This window comes from Mesorhizobium sp. M7A.F.Ca.US.007.01.2.1 (assembly GCF_003998165.1).
Taxonomy (GTDB): Bacteria; Pseudomonadota; Alphaproteobacteria; order Rhizobiales; family Rhizobiaceae; genus Mesorhizobium; species Mesorhizobium ciceri.
The window spans coordinates 1-4,266 of sequence record NZ_RZQP01000350.1 but is presented as its reverse complement, the minus strand read 5'-3'; the positions used below and the strand labels follow the sequence as shown (position 1 = coordinate 4,266).

The following is a 4,266-nucleotide window of genomic DNA, read 5'->3' as shown; positions in this document are numbered from 1 at the left end:
GACGAGATGCGCAAGGCGGCGACAAAGTTCGCGCCCAAGGCCGAGACTTTCGTGCAGGAAAAGCGCCTTGGCACCGCGCACGCCGTGCTTGCCGCGCGCGATGCGATATCAAAGGGTTATGACGATATTCTCGTGATGTTTGGGGACACGCCGCTGATCGACGCAGATGCGCTGACCGTGGCGCGGCTGAAACTGGCTGAAGGCGCTGCCGTCGTCGTGATCGGATTCCGTCCGCCCAGTCCGACTGGTTATGGCCGGTTGATCGAAAAGGACGGCAAGCTGATTGCCATCCGCGAGGAGAAGGACTGCTCCGAGGAGGAGAGGAAAATAACCTTCTGCAATGCCGGCATGATGGCGGTGGCCGGCGCCCATGCGCTGGCGCTGCTCGATCAGGTCGGCAACAAGAATGCCAAGGGCGAGTATTATCTCACCGACATTGTCGAGATCGCCAGTGCGCGAGGCCTCGATGTCGTGGCCACCGAAGCCAGTTTCGAAAGCGCGCTCGGCATCAACAACCGCGCCGAACTGGCGCAAGCCGAAGCCATCTGGCAGGCGCGCCGGCGGCATGAGGCGATGCTGTCGGGCGTGACGCTGATCGCGCCGGAGACGGTGTATTTCTCGCACGACACCGAGATCGGCACTGACACGATCGTCGAGCCCCATGTCTGGTTCGGTCCGGGCGTGAAGATTGCCACGGGCGCCAAGGTCCATGCCTTTAGCCATATCGAGGGCGCCACCATTGCGTCCAATTGCGATGTCGGGCCGTACGCGCGGCTGCGGCCGGGCGCCGATCTCAGGAACAAGGCCAAGGTCGGCAATTTCTGCGAGGTCAAGCAGGCGGTTATCGAAGAGGGCGCCAAGGTCAACCATTTGACCTATATCGGCGACGCCCGTGTCGGTGCTGGGGCCAATATCGGCGCCGGCACCATTACCTGCAATTATGACGGCTATTCGAAATTCTTCACCGACATCGGCGAGGGCGCTTTTGTCGGCTCCAATTCGTCGCTGGTGGCGCCTGTCACCATCGGCAAGGGCGGCTACATCGCCTCAGGCAGCGTGATCACCGAAAGCGTGCCCGACGACGCGCTGGCCTTCGGCCGCGCCCGCCAGAAGACCATTCCAGGCAAGGGCAAGGAGTTGCGCGAGCGCTTTGCTTCGGCGGCGGCGGCGAAGAAAAAGTAAGACCAGCCCGCAAACCGAACGATTGCAGTAACCGGATTGCAAGAGCGGCCTGTCATGGTGCATCGACAGAATGAGCGTTCCGTTATACGGGACGAAATGCAATGTGACTTTCCACGGCAGGCTGGCCATCCCTAAATAGCGCTGGTTTTCCGGGGAATCGGGGGCTTTCTGCATGTGCGGTATCGTTGGAATCGTCGGCCACTCGCAGGTTGCGCCGCTCATCGTCGATGCGCTGAAGCGGTTGGAGTACCGTGGCTATGATTCGGCCGGCGTCGCGACCATCGAGCGTGGCGAACTCGCCCGCCGCCGCGCCGAAGGCAAGTTGATCAACCTGGAGCGCCGGCTCAAGGACGAGCCGCTCGATGGCACGATCGGCATCGGCCACACGCGCTGGGCGACGCATGGCGTGCCCAACGAGAGCAATGCGCATCCGCATTTTTCCGACGGCGTCGCCATCGTCCACAACGGCATCATCGAGAATTTCGCCGAACTGCGCGACGAACTGGTCCGCGACGGCTATTCTTTTTCGTCGCAGACCGACACCGAGGTCGTGGCGCATCTGGTGGCCCGCGAACTCGCCAAGGGGCTGAAGCCGGTCGAAGCCGCGCACCAGGCGCTGAAGCGGCTGGAAGGCGCCTTTGCGCTGGCGATCATGTTCAAAGGCGACGAGGATTTGATCGTCGGCGCCCGCAACGGTCCGCCTTTGGCCGTCGGCCATGGCGATGGCGAGATGTTCCTGGGCTCCGACGCCATCGCGCTCGCCCCGTTCACCAATTCGATCACCTATCTGGAAGATGGCGACTGGGCGGTGGTGCGCCGTGGCGGTGTCACCATCTTCGACATTGACGGCACAAAGGTCGACCGCAAACGCCAGCAGTCGCTGTCGACCAGCTTCATGGTCGACAAGGGCAACCGACGCCATTTCATGGAAAAGGAAATCCATGAGCAGCCCGAGGTGATCTCGCACACCTTGGCGCATTACGTGGATTTCGTCTCCGGAGTGTCGAAGCCGCTCGACCTGCCGTTCGACTTCGCCAAAATTGGTCGGCTGGCGATCTCGGCCTGCGGCACGGCGTATCTGGCCGGCCTGATCGGCAAGTACTGGTTCGAGCGCTACGCGCGCCTGCCCGTCGACATCGATGTCGCCTCCGAATTCCGTTACCGCGAAATGCCGCTGTCGAAGAACGATGCGGCGTTTTTCATCTCGCAATCGGGCGAGACCGCCGACACGCTGGCCTCGCTGCGTTATTGCCGCAAAGCCGGCATGAAGATCGGCGCGATCGTCAATGTGCGCGAATCGACCATGGCGCGCGAATCCGACGTCGTGCTGCCGACGCTTGCCGGACCCGAGATCGGCGTCGCCTCGACCAAGGCCTTCACCTGCCAGCTTTCCGTGCTGGCCGCGCTTGCGGTGCGCGCCGGCGTGGCGCGCGGTATGATTTCGAAGGAACAGGAGAAAACCCTGGTGCGCGCGCTTTCGGAAGCGCCGCGCTACGCCAACCAGGTGCTCAAGCTTGAAGAGCAGATCGAGCGGATCGCGCGCGAACTCTCGCGCTACAAGGACGTGCTCTATCTCGGCCGCGACACCAATTTCCCGCTGGCCATGGAAGGCGCGTTGAAACTCAAGGAAATCTCCTACATCCACGCCGAAGGCTATGCAGCCGGCGAACTGAAGCATGGGCCGATCGCGCTGATCGACGAGAACATGCCTGTCATCGTCATCGCGCCGCATGACCGGATCTTCGAGAAAACCGTTTCCAACATGCAGGAAGTGGCGGCGCGCGGCGGCAAGATCATCCTGATCACCGACAGCAAGGGCGCGGCGCAGGTGAGCGTGAAGACGATGGAAACAATCGTGCTGCCGGATGTGCCCGAAATCATCTCGCCGATCATCTATGCGCTGCCGATCCAGATGCTGGCCTATTTCACCGCCGTGTTCATGGGCACCGACGTCGACCAGCCACGCAATCTGGCGAAATCGGTGACGGTGGAATAGGTTTTGCCTTCCAGACCGGAGGTTGGGCCGAATGGCATCGAAGTTCGCACGTCCAGTTCATCCTGGAGAATTCCTGCGTGAAGAATATCTCGTCCCGCTCGGCATGAGTGCAGGCGCGCTGGCGAAAAAGCTCAACCTTCCGCGCACCCGTATCGAACGCATTGCCAAGGAAGAGATCGGCCTGACTCCCGATACCGCTCTTCGCCTCGCCAGATTTTTCAACACCACGCCCGAATTCTGGATGAATTTTCAACAGGCCTATGAGCTTGAAACCGAAGCCAGAAAGCTGGCGCCGGAGCTCGAGAAGATTGAGCCGTTGGAAGTAGCGGCATAATCGGCTCTTTAAAAACTTCGCAGTTCCAAAGCTTCGTCCGGTTCACTAATGTTGCGCTGCAACCCGCGCTCCGGTGAACCATGTCCGATGCTCCCAAGACCTCCGGCATGACCCGGCTGAGGAACTATTTCCTCACGGGCTTCATCGTCTGCGCGCCCTTGGCGATCACCGCCTACATTGCCTGGTCGTTCATCGGCTGGGTCGATTCCTGGGTGAAGCCTTATATTCCGGCCCGCTACAGCCCTGACACCTACCTGTCGTTTCCGGTGCCGGGGTTCGGACTGATCGTGGCGCTTATCCTGATCACGCTGATCGGTTTCCTGACGGCAAACATCGTCGGCCGCGCCATCGTCAATTTCGGCGAGCGCCTGCTTGGCCGCATGCCGCTGGTGCGCGGCATCTACGGCTCGCTGAAACAGATTTTCGAGACCGTGCTGTCGAACAAGGGTGACATGTTCCGCCAGGTCGGGCTGGTCGAATATCCGCGCAAGGGCGTGTGGTCGCTGGTGTTCGTCGCCAGTGAAAAGGAAACCGAGATCAACCAGAAGCTCGACCAGGAAGGCGATCCGCTGATCGCCGTATTCATGCCGTGCACGCCAAACCCGACCACGGGCTTCCTGATGTATGTGCCGAAGTCGGACATCGTGCCGCTCGACATGACGATCGAGGATGGCGCCAAGCTGATCGTCTCCGCCGGTCTGGTGGCGCCCGAAGTAAAGCAAATGGTTGTCGTGAATGGCGAGCCGATCGAAGG

4 protein-coding genes are annotated in these 4,266 nt (G+C 61.1%); all 4 read left to right on the top strand.

What is annotated here, in order from left to right; translation table 11 throughout:
• A partial coding sequence (gene glmU / locus EN949_RS33280) for a bifunctional UDP-N-acetylglucosamine diphosphorylase/glucosamine-1-phosphate N-acetyltransferase GlmU (RefSeq protein ID WP_127371926.1) occupies window positions 1-1,182 on the top strand: 1,182 nt, incomplete at its 5' end.
• A 172-nt stretch (window positions 1,183-1,354) separates the two neighbouring features.
• Window positions 1,355-3,178: a glutamine--fructose-6-phosphate transaminase (isomerizing) gene (glmS, locus tag EN949_RS33275; protein ID WP_063167904.1), complete on the top strand. Its 1,824-nt coding sequence runs from the start codon at window positions 1,355-1,357 to the stop codon at window positions 3,176-3,178.
• 31 nt (window positions 3,179-3,209) lie between these two features.
• Complete coding sequence (locus tag EN949_RS33270; protein WP_027161478.1) at window positions 3,210-3,512, top strand: HigA family addiction module antitoxin; 303 nt, start codon at window positions 3,210-3,212, stop codon at window positions 3,510-3,512.
• 80 nt (window positions 3,513-3,592) lie between these two features.
• Window positions 3,593-4,266 (top strand): DUF502 domain-containing protein (locus tag EN949_RS33265; protein ID WP_164782623.1); only part of this gene is annotated, 674 nt, incomplete at its 3' end.